At 47.5% G+C, this 26,293-nt stretch carries 35 protein-coding genes; all 35 read left to right on the forward strand.

Annotation, left to right across the window (positions count from 1 at the left end):
* The first annotated feature begins 22 nt into the window (after positions 1 to 22).
* The 35 genes from rpoB to rpsK all read left to right on the forward strand — a co-directional run bounded on the left by rpoB (position 23) and on the right by rpsK (position 26,278).
* Positions 23 to 3,571, forward strand: a complete 3,549-nt coding sequence (gene rpoB / locus Q9R25_RS14000; RefSeq protein ID WP_074037866.1) for a DNA-directed RNA polymerase subunit beta — start codon at positions 23 to 25, stop codon at positions 3,569 to 3,571.
* A gap of 22 nt (positions 3,572 to 3,593) precedes the next feature.
* On the forward strand, positions 3,594 to 7,193 hold the full coding sequence (gene rpoC / locus Q9R25_RS14005) for a DNA-directed RNA polymerase subunit beta' (protein ID WP_012727684.1): 3,600 nt from the start codon (positions 3,594 to 3,596) through the stop codon (positions 7,191 to 7,193).
* Between the two features lie 290 nt (positions 7,194 to 7,483).
* Positions 7,484 to 7,906 carry a 30S ribosomal protein S12 gene (rpsL, locus tag Q9R25_RS14010; protein WP_012727683.1) on the forward strand — a complete coding sequence of 141 codons (423 nt, stop codon included), beginning with the start codon at positions 7,484 to 7,486 and terminating at the stop codon, positions 7,904 to 7,906.
* 48 nt (positions 7,907 to 7,954) lie between these two features.
* Positions 7,955 to 8,422 (forward strand): 30S ribosomal protein S7, encoded by a 468-nt coding sequence (rpsG, locus tag Q9R25_RS14015; protein WP_012727682.1) that lies wholly within the window; start codon positions 7,955 to 7,957, stop codon positions 8,420 to 8,422.
* Between the two features lie 112 nt (positions 8,423 to 8,534).
* On the forward strand, positions 8,535 to 10,613 hold the full coding sequence (gene fusA / locus Q9R25_RS14020; protein ID WP_012727681.1) for an elongation factor G: 2,079 nt from the start codon (positions 8,535 to 8,537) through the stop codon (positions 10,611 to 10,613).
* A gap of 113 nt (positions 10,614 to 10,726) precedes the next feature.
* On the forward strand, positions 10,727 to 11,914 hold the full coding sequence (tuf, locus tag Q9R25_RS14025) for an elongation factor Tu (protein WP_078147868.1): 1,188 nt from the start codon (positions 10,727 to 10,729) through the stop codon (positions 11,912 to 11,914).
* Positions 11,915 to 12,022: 108 nt separating this feature from the next.
* Positions 12,023 to 12,532 carry a nucleotidyltransferase family protein gene (locus Q9R25_RS14030; protein WP_214691672.1) on the forward strand — a complete coding sequence of 170 codons (510 nt, stop codon included), beginning with the start codon at positions 12,023 to 12,025 and terminating at the stop codon, positions 12,530 to 12,532.
* Between the two features lie 377 nt (positions 12,533 to 12,909).
* On the forward strand, positions 12,910 to 13,218 hold the full coding sequence (gene rpsJ, locus Q9R25_RS14035; RefSeq protein ID WP_074032438.1) for a 30S ribosomal protein S10: 309 nt from the start codon (positions 12,910 to 12,912) through the stop codon (positions 13,216 to 13,218).
* Positions 13,219 to 13,279: 61 nt separating this feature from the next.
* Positions 13,280 to 13,906, forward strand: a complete 627-nt coding sequence (gene rplC, locus Q9R25_RS14040; RefSeq protein ID WP_012727677.1) for a 50S ribosomal protein L3 — start codon at positions 13,280 to 13,282, stop codon at positions 13,904 to 13,906.
* 28 nt (positions 13,907 to 13,934) lie between these two features.
* Entirely contained in the window at positions 13,935 to 14,558 is a 624-nt protein-coding gene (gene rplD / locus Q9R25_RS14045) for a 50S ribosomal protein L4 (protein ID WP_012727676.1), read from the forward strand.
* A complete protein-coding gene (gene rplW / locus Q9R25_RS14050) occupies positions 14,558 to 14,839 on the forward strand; it encodes a 50S ribosomal protein L23 (RefSeq protein ID WP_012727675.1) in 282 nt (93 codons plus the stop codon). Before rplD ends, rplW begins: the two co-directional genes overlap by 1 nt.
* 34 nt (positions 14,840 to 14,873) lie before the next feature.
* Positions 14,874 to 15,704 (forward strand): 50S ribosomal protein L2, encoded by an 831-nt coding sequence (gene rplB, locus Q9R25_RS14055; RefSeq protein WP_012727674.1) that lies wholly within the window; start codon positions 14,874 to 14,876, stop codon positions 15,702 to 15,704.
* Positions 15,705 to 15,770: 66 nt separating this feature from the next.
* Positions 15,771 to 16,046 carry a 30S ribosomal protein S19 gene (gene rpsS, locus Q9R25_RS14060; protein WP_012727673.1) on the forward strand — a complete coding sequence of 92 codons (276 nt, stop codon included), beginning with the start codon at positions 15,771 to 15,773 and terminating at the stop codon, positions 16,044 to 16,046.
* A gap of 20 nt (positions 16,047 to 16,066) precedes the next feature.
* Complete coding sequence (gene rplV / locus Q9R25_RS14065) at positions 16,067 to 16,399, forward strand: 50S ribosomal protein L22 (protein ID WP_012727672.1); 333 nt, start codon at positions 16,067 to 16,069, stop codon at positions 16,397 to 16,399.
* 13 nt (positions 16,400 to 16,412) lie between these two features.
* Positions 16,413 to 17,072 (forward strand): 30S ribosomal protein S3, encoded by a 660-nt coding sequence (rpsC, locus tag Q9R25_RS14070; RefSeq protein ID WP_012727671.1) that lies wholly within the window; start codon positions 16,413 to 16,415, stop codon positions 17,070 to 17,072.
* 32 nt (positions 17,073 to 17,104) lie between these two features.
* A complete protein-coding gene (rplP, locus tag Q9R25_RS14075; protein WP_012727670.1) occupies positions 17,105 to 17,542 on the forward strand; it encodes a 50S ribosomal protein L16 in 438 nt (145 codons plus the stop codon).
* A complete protein-coding gene (rpmC, locus tag Q9R25_RS14080) occupies positions 17,529 to 17,732 on the forward strand; it encodes a 50S ribosomal protein L29 (protein ID WP_012727669.1) in 204 nt (67 codons plus the stop codon). Before rplP ends, rpmC begins: the two co-directional genes overlap by 14 nt.
* Before the next feature lie 32 nt (positions 17,733 to 17,764).
* Complete coding sequence (gene rpsQ, locus Q9R25_RS14085) at positions 17,765 to 18,025, forward strand: 30S ribosomal protein S17 (RefSeq protein WP_012727668.1); 261 nt, start codon at positions 17,765 to 17,767, stop codon at positions 18,023 to 18,025.
* Positions 18,026 to 18,069: 44 nt separating this feature from the next.
* Positions 18,070 to 18,438, forward strand: a complete 369-nt coding sequence (gene rplN, locus Q9R25_RS14090) for a 50S ribosomal protein L14 (RefSeq protein ID WP_012727667.1) — start codon at positions 18,070 to 18,072, stop codon at positions 18,436 to 18,438.
* A 36-nt stretch (positions 18,439 to 18,474) separates the two neighbouring features.
* Positions 18,475 to 18,783: a 50S ribosomal protein L24 gene (rplX, locus tag Q9R25_RS14095; protein WP_012727666.1), complete on the forward strand. Its 309-nt coding sequence runs from the start codon at positions 18,475 to 18,477 to the stop codon at positions 18,781 to 18,783.
* Positions 18,784 to 18,815: 32 nt separating this feature from the next.
* Positions 18,816 to 19,355 (forward strand): 50S ribosomal protein L5, encoded by a 540-nt coding sequence (gene rplE / locus Q9R25_RS14100; RefSeq protein ID WP_074035359.1) that lies wholly within the window; start codon positions 18,816 to 18,818, stop codon positions 19,353 to 19,355.
* Positions 19,356 to 19,375: 20 nt separating this feature from the next.
* Complete coding sequence (rpsN, locus tag Q9R25_RS14105; protein ID WP_012727664.1) at positions 19,376 to 19,645, forward strand: 30S ribosomal protein S14; 270 nt, start codon at positions 19,376 to 19,378, stop codon at positions 19,643 to 19,645.
* Positions 19,646 to 19,676: 31 nt separating this feature from the next.
* Positions 19,677 to 20,075, forward strand: a complete 399-nt coding sequence (gene rpsH / locus Q9R25_RS14110; protein WP_026824842.1) for a 30S ribosomal protein S8 — start codon at positions 19,677 to 19,679, stop codon at positions 20,073 to 20,075.
* A 33-nt stretch (positions 20,076 to 20,108) separates the two neighbouring features.
* A complete protein-coding gene (gene rplF, locus Q9R25_RS14115) occupies positions 20,109 to 20,648 on the forward strand; it encodes a 50S ribosomal protein L6 (protein ID WP_012727662.1) in 540 nt (179 codons plus the stop codon).
* A gap of 34 nt (positions 20,649 to 20,682) precedes the next feature.
* Positions 20,683 to 21,045, forward strand: a complete 363-nt coding sequence (gene rplR, locus Q9R25_RS14120) for a 50S ribosomal protein L18 (protein WP_012727661.1) — start codon at positions 20,683 to 20,685, stop codon at positions 21,043 to 21,045.
* Between the two features lie 20 nt (positions 21,046 to 21,065).
* Positions 21,066 to 21,566, forward strand: coding sequence for a 30S ribosomal protein S5 (rpsE, locus tag Q9R25_RS14125; RefSeq protein WP_012727660.1), 501 nt, complete (start codon positions 21,066 to 21,068; stop codon positions 21,564 to 21,566).
* Between the two features lie 15 nt (positions 21,567 to 21,581).
* Positions 21,582 to 21,767 carry a 50S ribosomal protein L30 gene (gene rpmD, locus Q9R25_RS14130; protein WP_012727659.1) on the forward strand — a complete coding sequence of 62 codons (186 nt, stop codon included), beginning with the start codon at positions 21,582 to 21,584 and terminating at the stop codon, positions 21,765 to 21,767.
* A 31-nt stretch (positions 21,768 to 21,798) separates the two neighbouring features.
* The gene (rplO, locus tag Q9R25_RS14135; protein WP_012727658.1) at positions 21,799 to 22,239 is read left to right on the forward strand and encodes a 50S ribosomal protein L15; all 441 of its coding nucleotides are present in this window, start codon (positions 21,799 to 21,801) and stop codon (positions 22,237 to 22,239) included.
* Complete coding sequence (secY, locus tag Q9R25_RS14140; RefSeq protein ID WP_012727657.1) at positions 22,239 to 23,528, forward strand: preprotein translocase subunit SecY; 1,290 nt, start codon at positions 22,239 to 22,241, stop codon at positions 23,526 to 23,528. The genes rplO and secY overlap by 1 nt, the downstream gene beginning before the upstream one ends.
* 79 nt (positions 23,529 to 23,607) lie before the next feature.
* Entirely contained in the window at positions 23,608 to 24,258 is a 651-nt protein-coding gene (locus tag Q9R25_RS14145; protein WP_012727656.1) for an adenylate kinase, read from the forward strand.
* Positions 24,255 to 25,013, forward strand: a complete 759-nt coding sequence (gene map / locus Q9R25_RS14150) for a type I methionyl aminopeptidase (RefSeq protein WP_031421863.1) — start codon at positions 24,255 to 24,257, stop codon at positions 25,011 to 25,013. The genes Q9R25_RS14145 and map overlap by 4 nt, the downstream gene beginning before the upstream one ends.
* Before the next feature lie 105 nt (positions 25,014 to 25,118).
* Entirely contained in the window at positions 25,119 to 25,337 is a 219-nt protein-coding gene (gene infA / locus Q9R25_RS14155) for a translation initiation factor IF-1 (RefSeq protein ID WP_021066622.1), read from the forward strand.
* Between the two features lie 30 nt (positions 25,338 to 25,367).
* Entirely contained in the window at positions 25,368 to 25,481 is a 114-nt protein-coding gene (gene rpmJ, locus Q9R25_RS14160; protein WP_003156543.1) for a 50S ribosomal protein L36, read from the forward strand.
* Between the two features lie 19 nt (positions 25,482 to 25,500).
* On the forward strand, positions 25,501 to 25,866 hold the full coding sequence (gene rpsM / locus Q9R25_RS14165; protein ID WP_012727653.1) for a 30S ribosomal protein S13: 366 nt from the start codon (positions 25,501 to 25,503) through the stop codon (positions 25,864 to 25,866).
* Positions 25,867 to 25,882: 16 nt separating this feature from the next.
* On the forward strand, positions 25,883 to 26,278 hold the full coding sequence (rpsK, locus tag Q9R25_RS14170) for a 30S ribosomal protein S11 (protein ID WP_012727652.1): 396 nt from the start codon (positions 25,883 to 25,885) through the stop codon (positions 26,276 to 26,278).
* Positions 26,279 to 26,293 lie beyond the last annotated feature (15 nt).

Consider the following 26,293-nt stretch of genomic DNA (forward strand, 5'->3'; position numbering starts at 1 on the left):
GGGGGTCTGAGAGGTGAATCAGTTGACTGGTCAACTTGTTCAGTACGGTCGTCACCGTCAGAGAAGAAGCTTTGCCCGTATCAGTGAGGTATTAGAGCTTCCGAATTTGATTGAAATTCAAACTGCTTCTTATGAGTGGTTCTTGCGTGAAGGATTGAAGGAAATGTTCACAGACATTTCACCGATTTCCGACTTCACAGGAAACCTCGTATTGGAGTTCATCGATTACTCGCTCAGTGAGCCGAAGTATTCTATCGATGAATCGAAGGAGCGCGACGTTACTTATTCTGCGCCACTTCGCGTAAAAGTGCGTCTCCAAAACAAAGAGACAGGTGAGCTCAAAGAACAAGAAGTGTTCATGGGGGATTTCCCGCTCATGACAGAATCGGGAACGTTTATCATCAATGGTGCAGAACGCGTCATCGTTTCCCAGCTTGTCCGTTCACCGAGCGTGTACTATAACGCTAAACTCGATAAAAACGGTAAACGTGGATTTGGCGCAACTGTCATCCCGAACCGTGGTGCTTGGCTCGAACTCGAGACAGATGCCAAAGATATCGTTTATGTTCGTATCGACCGTACCCGTAAAATTCCGGTAACGGTGTTGTTGCGTGCCCTCGGATTCGGTACGGACCAAGAAATTATCGACCTTCTCGGGGATGACGAATACCTTCGTAACACCCTTGAAAAAGATAATACGGAGTCTACAGAGAAAGCGTTGATCGAGATTTATGAGCGTCTCCGCCCTGGTGAACCACCAACGGTAGAAAATGCGAAATCTCTTCTCGTATCACGTTTCTTCGACCCGAAACGTTACGACTTAGCGAACGTCGGTCGCTATAAGATGAACAAAAAACTTCATCTTAAGAACCGTTTGTTCGGTCAAAAATTAGCGGAAACGCTCGTGGACCCGGAAACAGGCGAAGTACTCGCCGAAGCTGGAACAATCCTCGACCGCCGCAACTTAGATCGTATCCTCCCGCACTTGGAGAACGGCCTTGGCTATATCGATGCGGAACCAACTGGTGGTGTCGCTGAAGGTGAGCCATTCGGTCTTCAGTCAATCAAAGTCATCTCACCGGATGACCCAGATGGAGAGCGTATCTTGAACATCATCGGAAATGGCAATATCGATCGCAGCGTAAAACATATTACGCCAGCCGATATTATCGCTTCAATCAACTACTTCTTCAACTTACTTCACGAAGTCGGAACAACAGATGACATCGACCACTTAGGAAACCGTCGTCTTCGTTCAGTCGGAGAACTTCTCCAAAACCAATTCCGGATCGGGCTTTCCCGTATGGAACGTGTCGTAAAAGAACGTATGTCGATTCAAGATCAAAATGCGATCACACCACAGGCGCTCATCAACATCCGCCCGGTTATCGCATCACTTAAAGAGTTCTTCGGTAGCTCGCAATTGTCACAGTTCATGGACCAAACGAACCCGCTCGCAGAGCTCACGCACAAGCGTCGTCTCTCTGCACTTGGACCGGGTGGTTTGACACGTGAGCGTGCTGGTTTCGAAGTTCGAGACGTTCACTATTCGCACTACGGTCGGATGTGTCCAATCGAAACACCAGAGGGGCCGAACATCGGACTCATCAACTCACTCTCGTCTTATGCGAAAGTGAACGAGTACGGTTTCATCGAAGCGCCATACCGTCGTGTTGACCCGGAAACAGGTCTTGTCACTGGCGACATTCAATATATGACGGCTGATGAGGAAGACCTCTATGTCGTCGCACAGGCAAACATGCCGCTCACAGAAGATGGCCACTTTGCAGACGAACAAGTTCTTTGCCGTTTCCGCGGACAAAACTTGTCAGTCGAGCCAAGCCGAGTGGACTACATGGACGTTTCGCCGAAACAAGTTGTTTCTGCCGCAACGGCATGTATCCCGTTCCTCGAGAACGATGACTCGAACCGTGCCCTCATGGGAGCGAACATGCAACGTCAAGCAGTACCACTCCTTCAACCGGATTCACCGATTGTCGGTACCGGCATGGAGTACGTATCTGCTAAAGACTCTGGGGCAGCTATTGTTGCGAAATACCCAGGTGTCGTCGAACGCGTCACAGCGCGTGAAATCTTGATCCGTCGCACGTCTGACGTGAACGGTTCTGAGGTTTCAGGTGACCTTGACCGTTACAAACTTCAAAAATATGTCCGTTCGAACCAAGGGACATGCTATAACCAAAAACCAATCATCGCAGCTGGTGACCGTGTCGAAAAAGGAGAAATCCTTGCAGACGGTCCATCGATGGATATGGGTGAGCTCGCGCTCGGCCGTAACGTCGTCGTTGCCTTCATGACATGGGATGGTTACAACTATGAGGATGCGATCATTATGAGTGAGCGTCTCGTGAAAGATGACGTGTACACGTCGATTCATATCGAAGAGTACGAGTCAGAGTCACGCGACACGAAACTCGGACCAGAGGAAATCACACGTGATATTCCAAACGTCGGAGATGACGCACTTCGTAACTTGGACGATCGTGGAATTATCCGCATCGGAGCTGAAGTCAAGGATGGCGATATCCTCGTCGGTAAAGTAACACCTAAGGGCGTTACAGAATTGACGGCGGAAGAGCGTCTCTTGCACGCAATCTTCGGTGAGAAGGCACGTGAAGTACGTGATACGTCACTTCGTGTACCAAACGGTGGAGACGGAATCATCTTGGATGTCAAAGTGTTCGACCGTGAAAACGGTGACGAGTTGTCTCCAGGCGTCAACCAAATGGTACGTGTCTATATCGTTCAAAAACGTAAGATTCACGAAGGGGATAAGATGGCGGGACGTCACGGTAACAAAGGTGTTATCTCGCGAATCCTCCCTGAAGAAGATATGCCATACATGCCAGACGGTACACCGGTTGACATCATGCTCAACCCGCTTGGGGTACCATCTCGTATGAACATCGGTCAGGTACTTGAACTCCACCTTGGTATGGCAGCGAAGAAGCTCGGTATCAAAGTGGCAACACCTGTATTCGATGGAGCGCGTGAGGAAGACGTATGGGCAACGATTGAAGAGGCTGGTATGGATAAAGATGCGAAAACGCGTCTCTATGACGGTCGTACGGGTGAACCGTTCGATAACCGCGTCTCGGTCGGTGTCATGTACATGATCAAACTCGCGCACATGGTTGATGACAAACTTCACGCTCGTTCGACAGGACCATACTCACTCGTTACGCAACAACCGCTCGGTGGTAAAGCACAGTTCGGTGGTCAGCGCTTCGGGGAGATGGAAGTTTGGGCTCTTGAAGCGTACGGTGCAGCCTACACGCTCCAAGAAATCTTGACAATCAAGTCGGATGACACGGTCGGTCGTGTGAAAGCATATGAGGCCATCGTGAAAGGTGAGAGCGTTCCGAAAGCGGGCGTTCCTGAATCATTCCGCGTCTTGATCAAAGAGCTTCAAGCGCTCGGTATGGAAGTCAAGATGATGTCAGCGGATGATGAAGAAGTCGAAATGAAAGATGAAGATGACGACAACATCCCGAACGCAACATCGGCGTTAGAACAAGTCGTTCAACCGACTGTTACGGAAGAGGAATAAGGCGAAAAGGGAGGTCGGCCCCTTGGTAGATGTTAATCGATTTGAATATATGAAAATCGGCTTGGCTTCATCAGAGAAGATCCGTTCGTGGTCTTACGGTGAAGTCAAAAAGCCGGAAACGATCAACTATCGTACACTTAAACCAGAGAAGGACGGATTATTCTGTGAACGAATCTTCGGTCCTACGAAAGACTGGGAATGTTACTGTGGGAAATACAAACGTATCCGTTATAAAGGAGTCATTTGTGACCGCTGTGGCGTTGAAGTGACGAAAGCGAAAGTGCGTCGCGAGCGAATGGGCCATATCGAGCTCGCGGCACCAGTTTCGCACATCTGGTACTTCAAAGGGATTCCAAGCCGCATGGGGCTTGTTCTCGACATGTCACCACGTGCGCTTGAAGAAGTCATTTACTTCGCATCTTACGTGGTCACAGAGCCAGGTGATACTCCGCTTGAGAAGAAACAACTTCTCTCGGAAAAAGAATTCCGTCTCTATCGTGAAAAATACGGTAGCGACTTCAAAGCAGACATGGGTGCTGAAGCCATCCGTACACTTCTTCAAGACGTTAATCTTGAAAAAGAAGTAGGCGAGCTTCGTGAAGAGTTGAAAACAGTCCAAGGTCAACGTCGTACACGTGCGATTAAGCGCTTGGAAGTTCTCGATGCATTCTTCACTTCAGGAAACAATCCAGACTGGATGATCCTTGAAGTACTTCCTGTCATCCCACCAGAGCTTCGCCCGATGGTACAGCTTGATGGTGGACGCTTTGCGACATCTGACTTGAACGATTTGTATCGTCGAGTCATCAACCGGAACAACCGTCTCAAACGTTTGCTCGACCTCGGCGCGCCGAACATCATCGTGCAAAACGAGAAGCGTATGCTTCAAGAAGCGGTTGACGCCCTCATCGACAACGGTCGTCGTGGTCGTCCGGTAACAGGTCCTGGTAACCGTCCGCTTAAATCACTTTCACACATGTTGAAAGGGAAACAAGGTCGTTTCCGTCAAAACCTTCTCGGTAAACGGGTCGACTATTCAGGACGTTCGGTTATCGTCGTAGGTCCGAACTTGAAGATGTATCAGTGTGGTCTTCCAAAAGAGATGGCGCTTGAACTCTTCAAACCGTTCGTGATGAAAGAGCTTGTCGGTCGCGGCATCGCTTCAAACATCAAGAACGCCAAACGCAAAATCGAGAAGATGCAACCTGAAATCTGGGGCGTCCTTGAAGAAGTCATTCGTGAGCATCCGGTCCTCTTGAACCGTGCCCCGACACTTCACCGCCTTGGTATTCAAGCATTCGAACCGATTCTTGTTGAAGGTCGTGCGATTCGCCTTCACCCACTCGTATGTACGGCATACAACGCCGACTTCGATGGTGACCAAATGGCCGTCCACGTGCCGCTCTCTGCAGAAGCACAAGCGGAAGCACGTCTTCTCATGCTCGCTGCACAGAACATCTTGAACCCGAAAGACGGAAAACCAGTTGTTACACCATCGCAGGATATGGTCCTCGGTAACTACTACATTTCACTCGAACGTGAAGATGCCGTCGGTCAAGGGAAAGTGTTCTCGAACGTCAACGAAGCGTTGATTGCTTACCAAAACGGTTATGTCCACTTGCACTCGCGTGTGGCACTTCCGGCGCGTACGCTCAACAACCCGACGTTCACAGACGAACAGAACGAGAAATTGCTCATTACGACAGTTGGTAAGATGATCTTCAACGAAATCTTGCCAAATACGTTCCCATACTTGAACGAGCCGACGATGGAAAACTTACAGGAAGCAACGCCTGACAAGTACTTCATCGACAAAGGGGCGAACGTTGCGGAAGAAATCGCATCACGTCCAATCATCGACCCGTTCAAAAAAGGTTTCCTTGGAAAAGTCATCGCGGAAGTGTTCCAGAAGTTTGAAACGACGGAAACAAGCCGCATGCTTGACCGGATGAAAGATCTTGGCTTCAAGCACTCGACAAAAGCGGGTGTGACGGTTGGGATTGCCGATATCATCGTACTTCCGGATAAACAGGAAATCCTTGATGAAGCACAAAAACAAGTCGACCAAATCATGAAGTCGTTCCGTCGTGGTCTCATCACTGAAGATGAGCGTTACGAGCGCGTTGTCCGTGCTTGGAACGAAGCGAAGGATGAAATTCAATCTCGATTGATGAAATCCCTCAACCGCCTGAACCCAATCTTCATGATGTCTGACTCAGGTGCCCGTGGTAACGCATCGAACTTTACGCAGCTTGCGGGTATGCGTGGTTTGATGGCCGCTCCATCTGGTCGCATCATCGAACTTCCAATCAAATCGTCATTCCGTGAAGGTCTGACGGTTCAAGAGTACTTCATCTCGACTCACGGGGCTCGTAAAGGTCTTGCCGATACAGCCTTGAAGACAGCCGATTCAGGTTACTTGACGCGTCGTCTCGTTGACGTAGCGCAAGATGTCATCATCCGTGAAGAGGATTGTGGAACAGACCGCGGAATCCGTGTTTCTGCACTCCGCGAAGGTACGGAAGAAATCGAAAGCTTGTACGACCGTCTCGTCGGACGTACATCATTTGAAACGGTCACACACCCTGAAACGGGCGAAGTGTTGATTGATAAGAACGAATTGATCACAGAAGACATCGCGCGCATCATTGTAGATGCGGGTGTTGAAAAAGTTGAAATCCGTACAGCCTTCACATGTAACACGTCACACGGCGTATGTAAGAAGTGTTACGGACGCAACTTGGCGACTGGATCAAACGTTGAAGTCGGGGAAGCTGTCGGTATCATTGCCGCACAATCAATCGGTGAGCCAGGAACGCAGCTTACAATGCGTACCTTCCACACAGGTGGGGTTGCCGGGGACGATATCACACAAGGTCTTCCGCGTATCCAAGAGGTATTCGAAGCCCGTAACCCGAAAGGTCAAGCGGTCATCTCGGAAATCTCTGGTACGGTCATCGACTTCACAGAATCGCGTGACAAGCGTGAACTCACGGTCGAAGGATTCAGTGAGACTCGCTCATACACGATTCCATTCGGAGCGCGTCTCCGCGTTCAAATCGGCGACACAGTAGAAGCCGGTGAAGTCTTCACGGAAGGTTCGATCGATCCGAAAGAATTGCTCGCCGTCCGTGGTGTATCTGGTGTTCAGAACTATCTTCTCCAAGAAGTTCAAAAAGTTTACCGGATGCAAGGGGTAGAAATCGGTGATAAGCACGTTGAGGTCATGGTTCGCCAAATGCTTCGTCGTGTCAAAGTTATCGAATCAGGTGACACACCACTTCTCCCTGGATCACTCGTCGACATCAGCGTCTTCAAAGAAGCGTGTAAAGATGCGATTCGTGATGGAAAACACCCAGCGACTGCGAAACCAGTCCTTCTCGGAATCACGAAAGCTTCACTTGAGACAGATTCGTTCCTCTCAGCGGCTTCGTTCCAAGAAACGACTCGCGTCTTGACAGATGCAGCAATCAAAGGGAAACGTGACTATCTCCTCGGACTCAAAGAGAACGTCATCATCGGTAAACTCGTTCCAGCTGGTACTGGAATGGCCGTCTACCGTGATGTGGAACTCAAAGAAGATGAGGCGCCAGTTGCGCTCGAAGATACAACAGTCGAGTAAAATACGTCTTGACAGCGCAGGTTGGCGGTGCTACTATGATTTAGTGCCGCCAATCGGTTGTTGTCGATGACAACGATGTCCAGCAGTCGGCAAGCTACTTGGACGTCCATCCGAACTTTCTACGGGAAGGTTTGGCTGCTACAATTGCCACTTTCAAGGTATAACTCACGTTTTTGCGAGGTCATGGAATGCCTACGCCTCGTAAAAACGTTTCGTTATGACCTTAAATGAACCACCCGGGTCGGTGGGACTAGAAAATAGCAACATTCAGGAAGGGAGGATCTTCAAAGATGCCTACTATTAACCAGTTAGTCCGTAAAGGACGTAAATCGAAAGTCGTGAAATCTGACTCTCCAGCACTTAACAAAGGTTACAACAGTTTCATCAAGTCACAAACAAACGTGAGCTCACCACAAAAACGTGGTGTTTGTACACGTGTTGGTACAATGACTCCGAAGAAACCGAACTCGGCGCTTCGTAAGTATGCTCGTGTTCGTTTGACTAACCAAATCGAAGTGACTGCGTACATCCCAGGTATTGGCCACAACCTTCAAGAGCACAGCGTTGTTCTTATCCGTGGAGGACGTGTAAAAGACTTACCAGGGGTACGTTACCACATCGTTCGTGGTGCGCTTGACACTGCAGGTGTTGATGGACGTATGCAAGGCCGTTCTAAATACGGTACGAAACGTCCGAAAGCTGCGAAGAAGTAATTCTCGCAAACTAAACTACAATTGAAATTTTGAAAGGAGGGTACTCGGATGCGTAAAAACCGTGCAGAACGTCGTGACGTTATCGCAGATCCGATCTACAACTCGAAATTGGTAACTCGCCTCATTAACCGTGTCATGTTAGACGGTAAAAAAGGTACAGCTCAAACTATCATTTACAACGCATTTGGCATCATCGCTGAACGCTCAGGCAAAGAGCCTATGGAAGTGTTCGAAGAAGCAATGAACAACATCATGCCTGTACTTGAAGTTAAAGCACGCCGTGTAGGTGGAGCTAACTACCAAGTTCCTGTAGAAGTTCGTCCAGAGCGCCGTACAACACTTGGTCTTCGTTACCTCGTGAACTACGCTCGTCTCCGCAACGAAAAAACGATGGAGCAACGTATCGCGAACGAAATCATGGATGCAGCCAACAACACTGGTGCATCTGTTAAGAAACGCGAAGACATGCATAAGATGGCAGAAGCTAACAAAGCGTTTGCTCACTATCGTTGGTAATTTAATCGTAAAGTCCACTCCGCCAAGCATGGCTTAACGGAGTGGCTTTCGGGTATAATCATATCGTGTGCGCGCACACGAAAATCAAACATGCGGAAGGAGAATACCCAGTATGGCAAGAGAATTCTCCCTAAAGAATACTCGTAACATCGGGATCATGGCTCACATCGATGCCGGTAAAACGACAACAACTGAACGTATTCTTTATTACACAGGTCGTATCCATAAAATTGGTGAAACGCACGAAGGTGCTTCACAAATGGACTGGATGGAGCAGGAGCAAGAGCGTGGAATCACGATCACTTCGGCTGCGACAACTGCACAGTGGAATGGCCACCGTGTAAACATCATCGATACACCTGGACACGTAGACTTCACTGTAGAAGTTGAACGTTCACTCCGTGTACTTGATGGTGCGGTTGCTGTACTTGACGCTCAGTCAGGTGTAGAACCACAAACAGAAACTGTATGGCGTCAAGCGACGACATATGGTGTACCACGTGTCGTATTCGTCAACAAGATGGATAAAATCGGCGCAGACTTCTTGTACTCTGTGAAGACGCTCCACGATCGTCTTCAAGCGAACGCTTACGCGATCCAACTCCCAATCGGAGCAGAGGACGATTTCAAAGGGATCATCGATCTCGTTGAAATGAAGACTTACATGTACAACAACGACCTCGGTACTGACATCGAAGTAACAGATGGCTTCCCAGCTGACATGGCTGACCAAGCTGAAGAACTTCGCGGTCAATTGATCGAAGGTGTTGCTGACTTCAACGAAGAGTTGATGATGAAGTACCTTGAAGGTGAAGAGATTTCAATCGATGAATTGAAAGCTGCAATCCGTCAAGCGACACTTAGCGTTGAATTCTACCCTGTACTCGTTGGTTCTGCCTTCAAGAACAAAGGTGTTCAGCTCATGCTTAACGCCGTTGTTGATTACCTCCCATCACCAGTTGATGTAGAGTCAATCAAAGGGATCAACCTCGATACAGAAGAAGAAATCACACGTGAGCCTTCTGACGAAGCTCCATTCTCAGCACTTGCGTTCAAAGTTATGACTGACCCTTACGTCGGTAAATTGACGTTCTTCCGCGTGTACTCTGGTACAGCTGAAGCGGGATCATACGTGAAGAACTCGACTAAAGGGAAGCGTGAGCGTCTCGGTCGTATCCTTCAAATGCACGCAAACAGCCGTGAAGAGATTCCAATGGTATTCGCTGGTGACATCGCCGCTGCTGTTGGTTTCAAAGACACGACTACTGGTGACACGCTTTGCTCTGAGAAAGATAACATCGTTCTCGAGTCAATGACGTTCCCAGAACCAGTTATCTCGGTTGCAATCGAGCCTAAATCGAAAGCAGACCAAGATAAGATGGGTCAAGCTCTTGCGAAACTCGCAGAAGAAGATCCAACATTCCGCACTGAAACAAACCCTGAGACTGGTCAAACGATCATCTCTGGTATGGGTGAGCTTCACCTTGACATCCTCGTTGACCGTATGCGTCGCGAATTCAAAGTAGAAGCTAACGTTGGTGCACCACAAGTTGCTTACCGTGAAACAATCCGTGGCGCTGCGAAGATCGATTCGAAATTCGTTCGTCAGTCTGGTGGACGCGGTCAGTACGGTCACGTTGTCGTAGAATTCGAGCCGAACGAAGAAGGCGCTGGATTCGAGTTCGAGAACAAGATCGTCGGTGGTGTTGTACCACGTGAATACGTCCCTGCTGTTCAAAACGGGATTGAAGAAGCTCTCGAAAACGGTATCCTCGCTGGTTACCCAGTAGTAGACGTTAAAGCTCGTCTCGTATTCGGTTCGTACCACGATGTCGACTCGAACGAGATGGCGTTTAAAGTTGCTGCTTCGATGGCGGTTAAACAACTTAAGGACCAAGCGAAAGCTGTTATCCTTGAGCCAATGATGCGTGTTGAAGTTGTTATCCCAGAAGAATACATGGGTGACATTATGGGTGACGTCACGTCACGCCGTGGACGCGTAGAAGGTATGGAAGCTCGCGGTAACGCACAAGTCGTTAAAGCGATGATTCCACTTTCAGAAATGTTCGGTTACGCAACATCACTTCGTTCACGTACACAAGGACGCGGAACGTACTCGATGCACTTCGATCACTACGAAGAAGTACCGAAATCAATCGCTGAAGAAATCGTCAAAAAAGCGAACGGCTAATAACGGTTGTATCGCTAGATTGATTGTTGTAAGCTAAGGAGGACGTATGTTAAAAGTAGCCTACGTCTTCCTAGTTAAATAAAACTAATCGTTTAATAGAGGAGGAATCTAGAATGGGTAAAGAAAAATTCGACCGTTCTAAGCCGCACGTTAACGTTGGTACAATTGGCCACGTTGACCACGGTAAAACAACTTTGACTGCAGCAATCTCTGCTGTACTTTCACGTGCACAAGGTAAAACAGCTACTAAGTTCGACCAAATCGATGGTGCTCCAGAAGAGCGCGAGCGCGGTATCACAATCGCAACAGCTCACATCGAGTACGAAACTGACAAGCGTCACTACGCACACGTTGACTGCCCAGGACACGCTGACTATGTTAAAAACATGATCACTGGTGCTGCTCAAATGGACGGCGCGATCCTCGTTGTATCTGCAACAGATGGCCCAATGCCACAAACACGTGAGCACATCCTTCTTTCACGTCAAGTAGGTGTTCCTTACATCGTAGTATTCATGAACAAAGTTGACATGGTAGACGACGAAGAGCTTCTCGAACTCGTTGAAATGGAAATCCGTGAACTTCTTTCTGAATACGACTTCCCAGGCGACGACCTCCCTGTAATCAAAGGTTCTGCACTTGGCGCACTTAACGGTGAAGCTCAGTGGGAAGAAAAAGTTATGGAACTCATGAACGCTGTTGATGAGTACATCCCAGAACCAGTTCGTGACACTGAAAAAGACTTCATGATGCCTGTTGAGGACGTATTCTCAATCACTGGTCGTGGTACTGTAGCGACTGGTCGTGTTGAGCGTGGTGTTCTCCGCGTCAACGACGAGATCGAAATCGTTGGTCTTACAGAAGAAACGAAGAAAACTGTATGTACTGGTGTAGAGATGTTCCGTAAGCTTCTTGACTATGCTGAAGCTGGCGACAACATCGGTGCACTTCTCCGTGGTGTATCACGTGACGACATCGAGCGTGGACAAGTACTTGCTAAGCCAGGTTCAATCACACCACACTCTAAATTCAAAGCATCAATCTACGTTCTTTCTAAAGAAGAGGGTGGCCGTCACACGCCATTCTTCGCGAACTACCGTCCGCAGTTCTACTTCCGTACAACTGACGTAACAGGTATCGTTCACCTTCCAGAAGGTACTGAAATGGTAATGCCAGGAGACAACATCGAGTTGACGATCGAATTGATTTCTACAATCGCGATCGAAGACGGTACACGTTTCTCTATCCGTGAGGGTGGCCGTACTGTAGGTGCTGGTTCAGTAACAGAAATCATCGAGTAATCGATTGATTCAACTGAACAACATTAAGCAGTCCGCAATATGCGGGCTGCTTTTTTGTGTTTCCATCACAACATGGTAAGATGAGGCATACGAGAAAGGAGTGGCGTCATGCTGAAGCAACTAGAGACTATTTGTCGCTTGAATGGGATTGAGTATCGCATTGGCGGTTCTGAGCTGTTAAAGCATCATGGCATCGTCGAGGTAACGAATGACATCGATGTTTTTGTTGAACCGGACCAGTTTGAAAAAATCGATCGCGTACTTAGTCGTGCTGGGGAGAAGAAACCATCAGATTCTCACGACGCATACGTAACGACCTACTTTGGAGAGTATATATTCGAGGGAACAGATGTGGACGTCATGTCTAGTTTCCGAATGAAGTGTACCGACGGAATCTATACGCATCCTTTCATTGAACCAGATGGACAATGGATGCACCTAGAAGAGTGGGTCGTCCTTTACACGGTCATCGGACGAGAGGATAAATTAGCGTCATTGCTCCGCTATTTCAAGACGCACAGTGTTAATGAAGGAATTGTTCAAGACTGTTTAAAACGAGCGCCACAATCGGTCATAGAAGGGGTGACAGAGCGTTTTGGAGAGGTGATGAAACGCTAGGTCGAGTTGACATGGGAGTTCGTTTGAAAAATAGTTCAATAAAAGAATGAATTTTTGCTTGCAAAAGCTCGCGAATCTTGTTACATTAGGGAACGTTGAGCAACTCATCAGACAACCAGCAACTTCAAAAATCTAATCTTGCATTCCATGACCAGATTAGATATAATGATTAAGTGTTTGTGCGAGTGGTGAGAGACTTTACAGCAGAAAACGGGTCCAATCGTTGATTTGCAATGATCGGATGCCTCTGCTGACACAAGCACGCTGCGTTGAAGCGGGAGGTTATGACACGCCAGGCAGCATTGCCATGGCCGGTGTGGAAATTTCCGCGGAGAATTGTCTATTTTTAAAGTAGGCGACAAAGGAGGGAAACAAACATGGCAAATGAAAAAATTCGTATTCGTTTAAAAGCATATGACCATCGCGTTCTCGATCAATCAGCTGAGAAAATCGTTGACACTGCGAAGCGTTCAGGTGCAAAGGTATCGGGTCCAATCCCGCTCCCAACTGAAAAATCGGTTTACACGATTCTTCGTGCGGTTCACAAGTACAAAGATGCTCGTGAGCAGTTCGAAATGCGTACACACAAACGCTTGATCGACATCGTAAACCCAACACCGAAAACAGTCGATTCGCTTATGCGTCTCGAGTTACCATCAGGTGTAGACATCGAAATCAAACTTTAATTCTTCATATAGTAGATACTAGCCAGAAGAGACAATTAATTATTAACAGGAGGTGTATCTCATGGCTAAAGGAATCTTAGGAACAAAACTTGGTATGACTCAAATCTTCAACGAAGCAGGCGAAGTTGTACCAGTAACAGTAGTTGCTGTAGAAGGTAACGTCGTTCTTCAACTTAAAACAGTTGACACAGACGGTTACGAAGCAGTTCAACTTGGTTTCGGAGACATCAAAGAATCACGTCAAAACAAACCATCAAAAGGTCACGCTGCGAAAGCAAACGCGACACCTAAGCGCTTCATCAAAGAAGTTCGTACTTCAGTAGAAGGATACGAAATCGGTCAAGAGATTAAGGCAGACATTTTCGCTGCAGGTGAATTAGTAGACGTAACAGGTACATCGAAAGGTAAAGGATTCCAAGGTGCGATCAAGCGTCACGGACAATCACGTGGACCAATGGCTCACGGTTCGCGCTACCACCGTCGTCCTGGTTCGATGGGTCCTGTCGCTCCTAACCGCGTATTTAAAGGGAAACTTCTTCCTGGTCAAATGGGTGGAGAGCGTAAAACAATTCAAAACCTTGAAGTCGTTAAAGTTGATGTGGAACGTGGCCTTCTCCTCGTGAAAGGTGCTATCCCAGGCGCTCGTAAATCGAACGTCATCATCAAATCAGCGGTCAAAGGTAACTAATTAACTGCACGGAAAGGAGGAATTACGAATGCCTAAAGTAGCTTTGCTTAACCAAACAGGTTCACAAGTTGGCGAAATCGAATTGGCAGAAGCCATCTTCGGAATCGAGCCAAACGAATCAGTACTTTACGACGCAATCGTCATGCAACAAGCATCACGCCGTCAAGGTACTCACGATACGAAAGGTCGCTCGGAAGTACGCGGTGGCGGCCGTAAACCATGGAAACAAAAGGGAACTGGTCGTGCGCGCCAAGGTTCTATCCGCTCACCACAATGGGTTGGTGGTGGTACAGTCTTCGGTCCAACACCACGTTCATACTCTTACAAACTTCCTAAGAAGGTTCGTCGTTTAGCACTTCTCTCGGCTCTTTCGTCGAAAGTACAAAACAACGAAATCATCGTCCTCGAAGGCCTTGCTTTCGATGCACCAAAAACAAAAGATATGGCTGCTGTACTCAACAGCTTATCAGTAGAACGTAAGGCTCTTGTAGTCACAGCGGACTACAATGAGACTATCGCTCTCGCAGCTCGTAACATCCCAGGAGTGACTGTGATCGACGCAGCAGGCGTAAACGTTCTTGACCTCGTTGCTAACGACAAAGTCATCTTCACTAAAGATGCGGTTGCGAAGGTAGAGGAGGTGCTTGCATAATGGCTCAAGCATACGATATCATCAAACGTCCGATCATCACTGAGCGTTCAGTTAGCCTCATGGAAGCTAACAAATACGTTTTCGAAATCGACGTAAAAGCGACTAAATCGCAAGTGAAACACGCTATCGAAACAATCTTCAACGTGAAAGTTGCTTCGGTAAACACAATGAACTACAAACCGAAAGCGAAACGTGTCGGTCGTCACTCTGGTTACACAGCTCGTCGTAAAAAAGCGATCGTAACCCTTGCTGAAGGCAACACAATCGACTTCCTCGGTTAATTAACTACCTTAGAAGAAAAGGAGGGAATCCTCGATGGCAATCAAAAAGTTTAAGCCGACCACTAACGGTCGTCGTAACATGACATCTCTCGACTTTGCAGAGATCACAACGAATCGCCCTGAAAAATCGTTAACTGAAAAGCTTTCGAAAAAAGGCGGACGTAACAACCAAGGTCGCTTGACTGTTCGTCACCAAGGTGGCGGTCACAAGCGTAAATACCGTATCATCGATTTCAAACGTAACAAAGATGGCGTTGCAGGACGCGTAGCAACGATCGAATACGATCCAAACCGTTCAGCAAACATCGCACTCATCAACTATGTAGATGGTGAGAAACGTTACATCCTCGCTCCTAAGGGCATCAAAGTAGGCATGGAAATCATGTCTGGTCCTGAAGCGGATATCAAAGTGGGGAACGCTCTTCCACTCGTAAACATCCCTGTCGGTACAACAATCCACAACATCGAGCTTAAGCCTGGTAAAGGCGGTCAGCTAGTTCGTGCGGCTGGTGCATCGGCACAAATCCAAGGACGTGACGGCAAGTACGTCATCGTTCGTCTTCAATCAGGTGAATCACGCTTGTTCCTCGGCACTTGCCGCGCGACAATCGGTTCAGTTGGTAACGAAGAACACGAACTCGTAAACATCGGTAAAGCAGGACGTTCACGTTGGTTAGGCAAACGCCCAACAGTACGTGGTTCTGTAATGAACCCGGTTGATCACCCACACGGTGGTGGTGAAGGTCGTGCGCCAATCGGTCGTTCGGGCCCACTTACTCCTTGGGGTAAACCAGCTCTTGGTCTTAAGACTCGTAAGAAAAACAAATCGAGCGACATGTACATCCTTCGTCGCCGTAAGAAATAATTACTACATGATTCTCGGGCGGTTCGAAAGGGCCGTTCCCGAATCATTCCAAAGGGAGGTTCTAACATGGGTCGCAGCTTGAAAAAAGGTCCATTCGCAGATCACCACTTACTCGCTAAAGTTGACAAACTCAACGAATCTGGTGAGAAGCAAGTCATCAAAACTTGGTCACGTCGCTCGACGATCTTCCCAGAATTCATGGGTCACACGTTCGGTGTGCACGATGGTCGTAAACACGTACCAGTATTCGTGACAGAAGATATGGTTGGTCACAAACTTGGTGAATTCGCTCCAACACGCACGTACAAAGGTCACGGATCAGACAAGAAAACGAAACGGTAATTTGAGGGGAGGTCAAATCCATGCAAGCTAAAGCATCAGCTAATATGGTCCGTCTTGCTCCTCGCAAAGCACGTCTCGTTGTAGACTTAATTCGCGGGAAACAAGTCGGCGAAGCGCTCTCTGTCCTTGCTCACACGAACAAGGCAGCATCGCCAGTCGTTGAAAAAGTATTAAAATCAGCGATTGCTAACGCAGAGCACAACTACGATATGAACATTGAGAACCTCGTTGTAACAGAAGCTTACGTAAACGAAGGTCCAACACTCAAACGCTTCCGCCCACGTGCGATGGGTCGCGCAAGCCGTATTAACAAACGCACAAGCCACATCCACATCGTGGTAACTGAGAAATAAGGAGGGATATGTAGTGGGTCAAAAGGTAAATCCGCACGGTCTTCGCGTTGGTGTTATCAAAGACTGGGATTCGCGTTGGTACGCTGAGAAAGACTACGCTGATCTCCTTCATGAAGACTTCGTTATTCGTGAATACATCGAAAACAAAATGAAGGATGCTAGTGTTTCTAAAGTTGAAATCGAACGCGCTGCAAACCGCGTGAACATTTCGCTTCACACTGCGAAGCCAGGTATGGTAATCGGTAAAGGTGGTTCTGAAATCGAATCACTCCGTAAACACATTACAAAAATCGCTGACGGAAAACGCGTTCACATCAACGTTGTTGAAGTGAAAAACGCTGACGCTGTTGCGAAGCTTGTAGCAGAAAACATTGCTCGTCAATTGGAAGGTCGCGTATCATTCCGTCGTGCAATGAAACAATCTATTCAACGTTCGATGCGTACTGGCATCAAAGGGATCAAAACAGAAGTTTCTGGTCGTCTTGGTGGCGCTGATATCGCTCGTTCAGAGAAGTACTCGGAAGGAACAGTTCCACTTCACACACTCCGTGCCGACATCGACTACGGAACAGCTGAAGCTGACACAACTTACGGTAAAATCGGCGTAAAAGTTTGGTTATACCACGGTGAAGTTCTTCCAACAAAAAACAACACAGCGAAAAACGCTGAATAATAAACACTCTTTCAGGAAGGAGGCAACACACTATGTTGTTACCTAAACGCGTGAAATATCGTCGTGTACACCGTGGTAAAATGCGCGGGAACGCTAAACGCGGCACAACTGTACACTTCGGTGAGTTCGGTCTCCAAGCTCTCGAAGCGAGCTGGATTACAAACCGTCAAATCGAATCAGCACGTATTGCAATGACACGTTATATGAAACGTGGTGGTAAAGTGTGGATCAAGATCTTCCCACACAAGCCGTACACTAAAAAGCCTCTCGAAGTCCGAATGGGTTCGGGTAAAGGTGCTCCAGAAGGCTGGGTAGCTGTAGTTAAGCCTGGCAAAGTAATGTTCGAAATCGCAGGTGTATCTGAGGAAGTGGCACGTGAGGCACTTCGTCTTGCATCGCACAAACTTCCAGTAAAATGTAAGTTCGTGAAACGTGAAGAAAATGGTGGTGATACGAATGAAAGCAACTGATCTCCGTCAATCAACAACTGAAGAGCTCAACGGTAAAGTGGGCGAGTGGAAAGAAGAACTCTTTAACCTTCGCTTCCAACTTGCTACAGGTCAGCTTGAGAATCCTGCTCGTATCCGTGAAGTACGCAAGTCGATTGCGCGTGCTAAAACGATTCTTCGTGAACGCGAACTCGGCATCAACAACGGCTAATTACATCGGATTCTTGAGAGGAGGTAACACTCATGGAACGCAACAACCGTAAAGTGTTCACTGGTCGCGTCGTGTCTGACAAAATGGACAAAACGATCGTCGTCGCAGTAGAAACAAAGGTTCGTCATAAACTTTATGGCAAACGTGTAAACTACACGAAGAAATATAAAGCACACGATGAGAACAACGTCGCTAAAGTGGGCGATATCGTTCGCATCGCGGAAACACGTCCTCTTTCTAAAGACAAACGTTTCCGTCTTGTAACAGTAGTAGAAGAATCAGTAATCATCTAATAACAGTTCGGATTTATTAAACATCCGGAGGGAGGTACACTCGCATGATTCAACAAGAATCTCGCTTGAAAGTAGCAGACAACTCTGGCGCGCGTGAACTGTTGACAATTAAAGTCCTCGGTGGTTCTGGTCGTAAGACTGCAAACATCGGTGACATCATCGTCGCAACGGTAAAACAAGCAACACCAGGTGGCGTTGTTAAAAAAGGTGACGTTGTCAGAGCAGTTGTCGTTCGTACAAAACGCGGCGCTCGTCGTAAAGATGGTTCGTACATCCGTTTCGATGAGAACGCAGCAGTCATTATCAAAGATGACAAGAGCCCACGCGGCACACGGATCTTCGGGCCAGTTGCACGTGAACTTCGTGAAAAAGAATTCATGAAGATCGTTTCGTTGGCACCGGAAGTACTTTAATTTCCAATTTCAATCCTATAAGGAGGTGCGCAAACGATGCATGTTAAAAAAGGCGATACAGTCCAGGTAATGTCTGGTAAAGATAAAGGCAAGCAAGGGGTTATCCTCAAAGCTATGCCAAGCAAAAACCGCGTAGTGGTTGAAGGCGTAAACGTGATGAAAAAACACGCGAAACCTTCACAAGCGAATCCACAAGGCGGGATCCTTGAGATCGAAGCACCAATTCACGTCTCGAACGTAATGCCACTCGACCCTAAAACTGGCAAACCAACTCGTGTTGGTTTCAAAGTAGTCGATGGTAAAAAAGTTCGTGTCGCGAAATCGGGCGAATCACTCGATAAATAAGAAGAACGTGACGAAAGGAGGTCCATTCGACTATGAACCGTTTGCAAGAGAAGTATAAAAGCGACATCGTGAAAGCGATGATGGATAAATTCAACTATGACTCGGTCATGCAAGTACCGAAAGTCGAAAAGATTGTCATCAACATGGGTGTAGGTGACGCTGTTTCGAACTCGAAAGCACTTGATATGGCAGTTGAAGAATTAACAATTCTTTCAGGTCAAAAACCACTCGTAACGAAAGCGAAGAAATCAATCGCTGGTTTCAAACTTCGTGAAGGTATGCCAATCGGTGCGAAGGTTACACTTCGTGGCGAGCGCATGTACGATTTCCTCGACAAATTGGTAACTGTTTCACTTCCACGTGTACGTGACTTCCGCGGTGTATCGAAGAAAGCATTCGACGGACGCGGTAACTACACGCTTGGCGTGAAAGAGCAACTTATTTTCCCTGAGATCGATTACGATAAAGTATCTAAAGTACGCGGTATGGACATCGTTGTTGTTACAACAGCAAACACAGACGAAGAAGCACGTGAATTGCTCACACTTCTCGGTATGCCATTCCAAAAATAATCTAGAGGGAGGTCGACAACATGGCTAAAAAGTCAATGGTGAATCGCGAACTTAAACGCGAGAAACTCGTTGCCCAGTACGCTGAAAAGCGTGCGAAGTTGAAAGCTGAAGGCGATTATATCGGACTCAGCAAATTGCCACGTAACTCGTCACCTGTACGCTTGCACAACCGTTGCAGCATCACAGGTCGTCCGCATGGTTACATGGGTAAATTCGGGATCAGCCGTATCAAGTTCCGTGATCTTGCATACAAAGGTCAAATCCCTGGTGTTAAAAAAGCAAGCTGGTAATCCACTAACAGTGTGAAAGGAGGTACATCGCATGGTAATGACAGACCCTATTGCAGATATGCTTACACGTATCCGTAACGCTAACATGGTTCGCCATGAAAAAATGGAGCTTCCAGCTTCGAACATTAAACGTGAGATCGCTGAAATCCTTAAGCGTGAAGGTTTCATTCGCGATGTTGAATATATCGAGGACGCTAAACAAGGTACACTTCGTCTTTTCCTTAAATATGGAGCAAGCAACGAACGTGTAATCACTGGTCTCAAACGTATTTCGAAACCAGGTCTTCGCGTATACGCAAAAGCTGATGAAGTACCTAAAGTACTCGGAGGACTCGGGATCGCAGTTCTTTCGACATCTAAAGGTCTTATGACTGATAAAGAAGCTCGCCAACAACAAGTCGGCGGCGAAGTGCTCGCCTACATCTGGTAAGTCACTTTTCTAACAAGAACGGAGGTGTAATCAATGTCACGTATTGGTAAAAAACCAGTTACGATTCCTGCTGGCGTTACTGTAACAGTTGCTAATGACAACACGGTCACAGTAAAAGGTGCTAAAGGTGAACTTTCGCTTTCAGCTAACCCGGCATTGGAAATCAAAGTTGAAGAGAACGAATTGACGGTTGTTCGTCCAGACGAATCGAAAGAAAGCCGTACAATTCACGGTACGACACGTGCCCTTATTGCCAACATGGTACAAGGTGTGTCGAACGGATTCCAAAAAACACTTGAGATCTCGGGGGTTGGTTACCGTGCTACGAAGCAAGGTAACAAACTCGTCCTCAACCTCGGCTACTCGCACCCAATCGAGTACGTTGCTGAGGAAGGTATCGAAATCGAAGTTCCTTCAAACACGCAAATCATCGTAAAAGGGATTAACAAAGAGCGCGTCGGTCACGTTGCTGCTCAAATCCGCTCGTACCGTGCTCCAGAACCTTACAAAGGTAAAGGTGTTCGTTACTCTGATGAACGTATTCGCCGTAAAGAAGGTAAGACTGGTAAGTAATTCGTCACGAAATGAACGGAAAGGAGTGGCATAAATGATCACAAAGGCAGATAAAAATGCAGTTCGTAAAAAACGTCATGCTCGCGTACGTCGTACGATCACGGGGACAGCAGCTCGTCCACGTTTGAACGTATTCCGTTCGAGCAAGCACATTTACGTTCAACTTATCGATGACGCGGCACAAACAACGCTTGTGTCTGCATCTTCGAAAGATAAAGCTCTCGATCTTACAAATGGCGGTAACGTTGAAGCAGCGAAAGCTGTTGGTAAACTTGCTGCAGAACGTGCACTCGAGAAAGGTATCGACACAGTTGTGTTCGACCGTGGTGGATACCTCTATCATGGCCGCGTCAAAGCTGTTGCAGAAGCAGCTCGTGAAGCAGGTCTTAAATTCTAATAAAAAGGAGGGGACACTCGATGCGCCAGTTAGACGTTAACATGGAACAACTTGAAGAACGCGTTGTTACCGTAAACCGCGTCGCGAAAGTCGTAAAAGGTGGCCGCCGCTTCCGTTTTGCTGCTCTCGTAGTCGTAGGTGACAAAAATGGTCACGTCGGTTTCGGTACAGGTAAGGCACAAGAGGTGCCAGAAGCGATTCGCAAGGCTATTGAAGCCGCTAAGAAAAACATGGTACAAGTACCTATGGTTGGTACAACAATTCCACACGAAATCACAGGAGTATTCGGAGCAGGTCGTGTATTCATGAAACCAGCTTCTGAAGGTACTGGGGTTATCGCTGGTGGTCCAGTTCGTGCGGTGCTCGAACTTGCAGGTGTAGGTGACATCCTTTCGAAATCGTTAGGTTCAAACACACCGATCAACATCGTCCGTGCGACGGTACAGGGCTTGACTGAGCTCAAAAAAGCAGAGGAAGTTGCTAAACTACGTGGTAAAAGCGTAGAAGAACTTCTTAACTAAGGGAGGGAACTAGACATGGCGAAACTCGCAATCACCCTCACACGCAGCACAATTGGTCGTCCGGAAGGTCAGCGTGTTACTGTACGTACACTCGGTCTTCGCAAAATGCATCAAACGGTCGTTGTCCCAGACAACGTCGCGATGCGCGGTATGATCAACAAAGTGTCGCACCTTGTGACTGTAAAAGAAATCAACGAATAATAAAGATTTTAATAAATAAGGAGGTGCCACTATGAAACTCCATGAATTGAAGCCAACTCCAGGTTCACGTCACGAACGTAACCGTGTCGGTCGCGGTATGGCGACTGGTAACGGTAAAACTTCTGGTCGTGGACACAAAGGTCAAAAAGCTCGTTCGGGCGGTGGCGTTCGTCCAGGATTTGAAGGTGGACAAAACCCACTTTACCGTCGTCTTCCAAAACGCGGTTTCAACAACCCAACTCGTAAAGAGTACGCGGTTGTTTCCCTAGACACGCTTAACCGTTTCGAAGCAGGTACTGAAGTTACTCCAGAACTCTTAATCGAGACTGGTGTTGTCAGCTCTGCTAAAGACGGAATCAAGGTCCTTGCTAACGGCAAGCTTGAAACTAAATTGACTGTAAAAGCCAACAAGTTCTCGGGTGCAGCGAAAGAAGCAATCGAAGCAGCTGGCGGTACAGTTGAGGTGATCTGATGTTTCAGACAATCTCCAATATGTGGCGCGTGAAAGATATTCGACAGCGTATTCTCTTCACACTCGCAATCATCATCATTTTCCGCATCGGGGCTCATATCCCGGTGCCGATGGTGAATACGGATGTGTTGCGTTTTGACTCAGGAGGTCTTCTTGACTTCTTGAACTTGTTTGGAGGAAATGCTTTACAGAACTTCTCCTTGTTCGCAATGGGGATCATGCCGTACATTACGGCATCGATCGTTGTGCAACTTTTACAAATGGACGTCGTTCCAAAGTTTGCCGAATGGGCTAAACAAGGAGAGGCGGGCCGTAAAAAGTTAGCGACGGTCACGCGCTATGGGACGATCATCTTAGGCTTTGTCCAAGCGACTTCACTGTCGTTTGGATTTAACCGCCTCTACCCAGGTCTCGTCAATGAGACGTGGGGAACGGCAACTTACTTTGTGATCGCGATTGTACTCACTGCGGGTACAGCGTTCTTGATGTTCCTTGGTGAAATGACAACGGAGAAAGGTGTTGGGAATGGTATTTCCATCATTATCTTCGCCGGTATCGTCGCCGGGTTCCCAAGAATCTTCACGCAGATTTATGAAACAAAACTCCAAAACGCTGGAGATGCATTGTTCATTAATATCGTTTACTTGGTTGTATTGGCACTTGTTATTTTGGCTGTGACGGTTGGGATCATTTATGTTCAACAAGCGGCACGCAAAATTCCAATCCAATATGCAAAACGCACGGCGAACCGTACCCCAGTGGGCGGTCAGTCAACGCACTTGCCAATCAAACTAAACGCAGCAGGTGTTATCCCGGTTATCTTCGCGATTTCCTTCATGGTAACACCACCAACTGTTGCAAGCTTCATTGCTTCGCCGGAGACAACGCAAAAATTACAGACGTACTTTGACACGACGGCGCCAATCGGAATGTCGATTTACGTTGCGTTAATCATTGCGTTTGCCTACTTCTATACATTTATTCAGGTCAACCCTGAGCAAATGGCAGAAAACCTGCAGAAGCAAGGTGGTTATATTCCTGGGATTCGTCCTGGGGCGCAAACAGAACAGTACATCACGAAGTTGCTGTATCGATTGACTTTCTTCGGAGCGATCTTCTTATCGCTCGTGGCGATCATGCCGACAATCTTCATTAAGCTTGCCGGTCTTCCAACTTCCGTTCAAATCGGAGGAACGAGCTTGTTGATCGTCATCGGGGTAGCCCTCGAAACGATGAAACAAATCGAAAGTCAACTTGTAAAACGACACTATAAAGGCTTTATCCGTTAAAGCGGAAGGAAGGGTTGACCCTTCCTTCCTGTCGTGTTTACAAGCCCTTCGTGAAAATCAAAACTGGAGGCTAACCGAGATGAATCTAGTACTCATGGGCTTACCGGGTGCTGGGAAAGGGACTCAAGCTGCTAAAATCGTAGAAGAGTACCAAATCCCTCACATTTCGACAGGCGACATGTTTCGTGCGGCAATCAAAGGCGGAACGCCACTCGGTAAAGAAGCCAAGTCATTCATGGATAAAGGTGAACTCGTACCGGACGAGGTAACAATCGGAATCGTACGTGAACGCCTTAGCCAAGATGACACAGAAAAAGGTTTCTTACTCGATGGATTCCCGCGTACTGTTGCTCAAGCAGAGGCACTCGAAAGTTTGCTTAAAGATTTGGGGAAACAGATTGACCACGTCGTCAACATCGATGTGGATGCGGAAATTCTCGTTCCACGCTTGACAGGTCGTTGGATCTGCCCAACGTGTGGTGCGACATATCACGTGATCTTCAACCCACCAAAAGTGGAAGGCATCTGTGATGTGGATGGGTCGGCACTCATGCAACGTGAAGACGATAAAGAGGAAACGGTTCGCCGTCGCCTTGACGTCAACATCGAGCAATCGAAACCACTCATTGACTTTTACGCTGAAAAAGGGTATCTTCGTACATTGGATGGAGATCGTCCAATCGATGTCGTATATGCCGATGTCAAAGCATTACTCGGTGATACTGAATGATCATCACGAAGACGCCTCGTGAAATTGCGATTATGCGTGAGGCTGGGCAAATTGTTGCTCGAACGCACCAGGTGCTCAAACAGCACATTAAACCAGGAATCACGACGCTTGAGCTCGACCGGATTGCGGAAGATTACATTCGCAGCCAAGGTGCGACGCCATCGTTCAAAGGCTATAACGGTTTTACCGGTAGTGTTTGCGCTTCGGTGAACGAAGAGCTTGTTCATGGCATTCCAGGAAAACGGGTATTGAAAGATGGAGATATTATCTCAATCGATATCGGTGCCTACTATAATGGATACCATGGAGATTCCGCTTGGACTTATCCAGTGGGAACAATCACAGAAGAGACACAGCGGCTACTTGACGTAACCGAAGAAAGTCTGTATAAAGGATTGGAGCACGCCAAGGCTGGAGGGCGATTGACAGATATTTCGCATGCGATTCAAGCATATGTTGAATCACATGACTTTTCTGTCGTCCGCGAATACGTCGGTCATGGTGTTGGACAAAATTTGCACGAAGAACCGCAAATTCCACACTATGGTCCACCGGGGAAAGGGCCGCGCCTGAAGACTGGGATGACGTTAGCCATTGAACCAATGGTTAATGCTGGTCAACGCTATGTTCGAACACTGGCTGATAACTGGACAGTTGTCACCGTGGACGGTAGCATGTGCGCCCACTTTGAGCACACCATCGCCATCACAGACGATGGATACGAGATTTTAACGAAACTCGATTCCGGTGAATGAGGCTCTATTGTTTCATACTGATCCGTTCTGGATCCTTCTCTCACAGTAGATGGCAATAGATCGTCTGTGCTCCTAAAGATTTTCATATAGAAAGGGGAATAAATGATGGCGAAACAAGATGTCATTGAAGTGGAAGGCACTGTTGTCGAACCACTTCCGAACGCAATGTTTAAAGTGGAGTTAGAAAACGGCCACACGGTGCTCGCGCACGTCTCAGGGAAAATTCGGATGCACTACATTCGGATCCTTCCAGGTGACCGCGTAACTGTTGAGTTGTCTCCATACGACTTGACTCGCGGGCGGATTACGTACCGTTATAAGTAACTCCGATTTTTCCAGGAGGAGGGTATACTCATGAAAGTAAGACCGTCGGTAAAACCGATTTGCGAAAAATGTAAAGTTATTCGCCGTAAGGGTAAAGTAATGGTAATTTGCGAAAACCCGAAACACAAACAAAAACAAGGTTAATTTCAGAGGAGGTGCACACATGGCACGTATTGCTGGTGTAGATATTCCACGCGAAAAACGTATCGTTATTTCGCTCACATACATCTATGGTATTGGTAAAACAAAAGCACAAGAAATTTTGAAGGCTGCTAACGTATCTGAAGAGACACGCACACGCGACCTTACTGAAGATGAACTCAACCGTATCCGTGAAGCAATTGACGGAATCAAAGTTGAAGGTGACCTTCGTCGTGAAGTTTCACTTAACATCAAACGTTTGATCGAGATCGGCGCATACCGCGGTATCCGTCATCGCCGTAGTCTCCCTGTTCGCGGTCAAAACACGAAGAACAACTCGCGTACTCGTAAAGGCCCACGCCGTACAGTAGCGAACAAGAAGAAGTAAAGGAGGGAATTGAACAATGGCGAAACGTAAGCAAAACGTACGTTCTAAACGTAAAGTTAAAAAACATGTTGAAGTCGGTGTGGTACACATCCGTTCTACATTCAACAACACAATTATCACAATCACTGATACGCAAGGTAACGCGATTTCATGGGCTACTTCTGGTAACCTTGGATTTAAAGGATCACGTAAATCGACTCCGTTCGCAGCGCAAATGGCTGCTGAAACTGCAGCGAAAGTTGCAATGGACAACGGTATGCGTACAGTAGAAGTTAACGTTAAAGGTCCTGGTGCTGGACGTGAAGCGGCTATCCGTGCGCTCCAAGCTACTGGTCTCGAAGTTACTGCAATCCGTGACGTAACTCCAGTTCCGCACAACGGTTGCCGCCCTCCAAAACGTCGCCGCGTATAATCGCTTGAGCGTGTG

It is taken from the genome of Exiguobacterium sp. BG5(2022) (assembly GCF_031844365.1).
Lineage (GTDB): Bacteria > Bacillota > Bacilli > Exiguobacteriales > Exiguobacteriaceae > Exiguobacterium > Exiguobacterium profundum.

What these genes read in the sequence shown, in the direction of transcription:
- rpsQ (WP_012727668.1), top strand. Translation starts at nt 17,765, where the DNA reads ATGGAACGCAACAACCGTAAAGTGTTCACTGGTCGCGTCGTGTCTGAC.
- rpsS (WP_012727673.1), top strand. Translation starts at nt 15,771, where the DNA reads ATGGGTCGCAGCTTGAAAAAAGGTCCATTCGCAGATCACCACTTACTC.
- rpsE (WP_012727660.1), top strand. Translation starts at nt 21,066, where the DNA reads ATGCGCCAGTTAGACGTTAACATGGAACAACTTGAAGAACGCGTTGTT.
- rplF (WP_012727662.1), top strand. Translation starts at nt 20,109, where the DNA reads ATGTCACGTATTGGTAAAAAACCAGTTACGATTCCTGCTGGCGTTACT.
- rpsM (WP_012727653.1), top strand. Translation starts at nt 25,501, where the DNA reads ATGGCACGTATTGCTGGTGTAGATATTCCACGCGAAAAACGTATCGTT.
- rpsK (WP_012727652.1), top strand. Translation starts at nt 25,883, where the DNA reads ATGGCGAAACGTAAGCAAAACGTACGTTCTAAACGTAAAGTTAAAAAA.
- fusA (WP_012727681.1), top strand. Translation starts at nt 8,535, where the DNA reads ATGGCAAGAGAATTCTCCCTAAAGAATACTCGTAACATCGGGATCATG.
- rplD (WP_012727676.1), top strand. Translation starts at nt 13,935, where the DNA reads ATGCCTAAAGTAGCTTTGCTTAACCAAACAGGTTCACAAGTTGGCGAA.
- rplO (WP_012727658.1), top strand. Translation starts at nt 21,799, where the DNA reads ATGAAACTCCATGAATTGAAGCCAACTCCAGGTTCACGTCACGAACGT.
- rplX (WP_012727666.1), top strand. Translation starts at nt 18,475, where the DNA reads ATGCATGTTAAAAAAGGCGATACAGTCCAGGTAATGTCTGGTAAAGAT.
- rpsG (WP_012727682.1), top strand. Translation starts at nt 7,955, where the DNA reads ATGCGTAAAAACCGTGCAGAACGTCGTGACGTTATCGCAGATCCGATC.
- rplE (WP_074035359.1), top strand. Translation starts at nt 18,816, where the DNA reads ATGAACCGTTTGCAAGAGAAGTATAAAAGCGACATCGTGAAAGCGATG.
- rplB (WP_012727674.1), top strand. Translation starts at nt 14,874, where the DNA reads ATGGCAATCAAAAAGTTTAAGCCGACCACTAACGGTCGTCGTAACATG.
- rplP (WP_012727670.1), top strand. Translation starts at nt 17,105, where the DNA reads ATGTTGTTACCTAAACGCGTGAAATATCGTCGTGTACACCGTGGTAAA.
- Q9R25_RS14145 (WP_012727656.1), top strand. Translation starts at nt 23,608, where the DNA reads ATGAATCTAGTACTCATGGGCTTACCGGGTGCTGGGAAAGGGACTCAA.
- rpsL (WP_012727683.1), top strand. Translation starts at nt 7,484, where the DNA reads ATGCCTACTATTAACCAGTTAGTCCGTAAAGGACGTAAATCGAAAGTC.
- rpmD (WP_012727659.1), top strand. Translation starts at nt 21,582, where the DNA reads ATGGCGAAACTCGCAATCACCCTCACACGCAGCACAATTGGTCGTCCG.
- rpsH (WP_026824842.1), top strand. Translation starts at nt 19,677, where the DNA reads ATGGTAATGACAGACCCTATTGCAGATATGCTTACACGTATCCGTAAC.
- rplN (WP_012727667.1), top strand. Translation starts at nt 18,070, where the DNA reads ATGATTCAACAAGAATCTCGCTTGAAAGTAGCAGACAACTCTGGCGCG.
- rplC (WP_012727677.1), top strand. Translation starts at nt 13,280, where the DNA reads ATGGCTAAAGGAATCTTAGGAACAAAACTTGGTATGACTCAAATCTTC.
- map (WP_031421863.1), top strand. Translation starts at nt 24,255, where the DNA reads ATGATCATCACGAAGACGCCTCGTGAAATTGCGATTATGCGTGAGGCT.
- rpmC (WP_012727669.1), top strand. Translation starts at nt 17,529, where the DNA reads ATGAAAGCAACTGATCTCCGTCAATCAACAACTGAAGAGCTCAACGGT.
- rplV (WP_012727672.1), top strand. Translation starts at nt 16,067, where the DNA reads ATGCAAGCTAAAGCATCAGCTAATATGGTCCGTCTTGCTCCTCGCAAA.
- infA (WP_021066622.1), top strand. Translation starts at nt 25,119, where the DNA reads ATGGCGAAACAAGATGTCATTGAAGTGGAAGGCACTGTTGTCGAACCA.
- rpmJ (WP_003156543.1), top strand. Translation starts at nt 25,368, where the DNA reads ATGAAAGTAAGACCGTCGGTAAAACCGATTTGCGAAAAATGTAAAGTT.
- Q9R25_RS14030 (WP_214691672.1), top strand. Translation starts at nt 12,023, where the DNA reads ATGCTGAAGCAACTAGAGACTATTTGTCGCTTGAATGGGATTGAGTAT.
- rpsJ (WP_074032438.1), top strand. Translation starts at nt 12,910, where the DNA reads ATGGCAAATGAAAAAATTCGTATTCGTTTAAAAGCATATGACCATCGC.
- secY (WP_012727657.1), top strand. Translation starts at nt 22,239, where the DNA reads ATGTTTCAGACAATCTCCAATATGTGGCGCGTGAAAGATATTCGACAG.
- rplW (WP_012727675.1), top strand. Translation starts at nt 14,558, where the DNA reads ATGGCTCAAGCATACGATATCATCAAACGTCCGATCATCACTGAGCGT.
- rpsN (WP_012727664.1), top strand. Translation starts at nt 19,376, where the DNA reads ATGGCTAAAAAGTCAATGGTGAATCGCGAACTTAAACGCGAGAAACTC.
- tuf (WP_078147868.1), top strand. Translation starts at nt 10,727, where the DNA reads ATGGGTAAAGAAAAATTCGACCGTTCTAAGCCGCACGTTAACGTTGGT.
- rplR (WP_012727661.1), top strand. Translation starts at nt 20,683, where the DNA reads ATGATCACAAAGGCAGATAAAAATGCAGTTCGTAAAAAACGTCATGCT.